The sequence below is a fragment of the Mesorhizobium sp. M7A.F.Ca.CA.002.09.1.1 genome, from assembly GCF_003998555.1.
In the GTDB taxonomy this organism is placed as follows: domain Bacteria; phylum Pseudomonadota; class Alphaproteobacteria; order Rhizobiales; family Rhizobiaceae; genus Mesorhizobium; species Mesorhizobium ciceri.
On the sequence record NZ_RZRR01001149.1, the window covers coordinates 1 to 1452 of the forward strand.

Sequence of the window (1452 nt, forward strand, 5' to 3'; positions counted from 1 at the left end):
GCCGGAAGGAACCGCCATAGATGTCGTCGGTGGCGACGATATGCGCACCGGAATCGAGCAGCTCCAGCACGGTGGCGATCGCCGCCAGCCCTGACGCGAAGGCGAACGCGGCCGAGCCGCTTTCGAGGTCGGCCACCGCGCGCTCGAAAGCAAAGCGCGTCGGGTTCTGGCTGCGGGCATATTCAAAGCCCTTGTGCACGCCGGGCGATTGCTGGCCATAGGTCGAGGTGGCGTAGATCGGCACCATCACCGCGCCGGTCAGCGGGTCGTGGCTCTGGCCGCCATGGATGGTGCGCGTCGAGAAAGCCAGACGGTTTTTCCCGGCTGGCGGAGTATTGCTGGTCATCGTGCGCGCCTCAGATGGTTGATCAGATCGATGCGGGTAATCAGGCCGACGAATTCGTCGCCGTCGAAGATGATGGCGACCTCGTTGCGGTCGAACACCGGCAGCAGCGCGTCCAGCGTCTGGCTGGCCTGCAGCGTGTGCAGGTTGGAGGTCATGGCCGTGCGCACCGGGCCGTTGAAGCGCTCCCAGCGGCCGTCATAAGGGCCGTCGACCTTGGCCAGTATGTCGCTTTCGTCAACGATGCCGACGAGCTTGCCATTGTCGAGCACCGGCAGCTGCGAGACATCGGAGCGGCGCATGCGGCCATAGGCATTGAGCAGGCTTTCGTCCGGGCCGACATAGACGGTGTCGCCGGTGCGGTGCGAGCGCATCACCAGGTCGCGCAGATCGCCATGCTGCTCGTGCTCGGCCAGCCCCTGCTCGGCCAGCCAGAAATCGTCGAACACCTTCGACAGGTACTTGTTGCCGCTGTCGCAGACGAAGGTGACGACGCGTTTGGGCACCGTCTGCTCGCGGCAATAGCGCAGCGCCGCCGACAGCAGCGTGCCCGAGGATGAGCCGGCAAGGATACCTTCCTTGGACAAGAGGTCGCGCACCGCCAGCATGCTCTGCTTGTCGGGGATCGAATAGGCCTTCTTGACCAGCGACAGATCGGCATTGGGCGGCACGAAATCCTCGCCGATGCCTTCCACGGTCCAGCTGCCGGCCTCTTCCATCTTGCCGGTCTTGATCAGCGGCGCCAGCACCGAGCCGACCGGATCGGCCAGCACCATTTCGGTCTTCGGCGACACTTTTGCGAAGTAGCGGCCAAGCCCGGTCAGCGTGCCCCCCGAGCCGACGCCGACCACCACGGCATCCACATCACCGTCGAGCTGCGAAAAGATCTCCGGGCCGGTGGTGGTTTCATGCGCCAGCGGATTGGCCGGGTTGGCGAACTGGTTGGCATAGAAGGCGCCGGGCGTTTCCGCCGCGATCTTCTCGGCCATGTCCTGGTAATATTCGGCATGGCCCTTGCCGACATCGGAGCGCGTCATGCGCACTTCGGCGCCGAGCGCGCGCAGGTGCTGGATCTTTTCGCGCGACATCTTGTCGGGCACCACCAGCAC

At 64.9% G+C, this 1452-nt stretch carries 2 protein-coding genes; both read right to left on the bottom strand.

Annotated elements, in window-relative coordinates:
• Positions 1-346 (bottom strand): PLP-dependent transferase (locus EN994_RS31190; protein ID WP_206530544.1); only part of this gene is annotated, 346 nt, incomplete at its 3' end.
• The coding region (locus tag EN994_RS31195; protein WP_127308138.1) for a pyridoxal-phosphate dependent enzyme at positions 343-1452 on the bottom strand (1110 nt) is incomplete at its 5' end. The genes EN994_RS31190 and EN994_RS31195, both read right to left, overlap by 4 nt.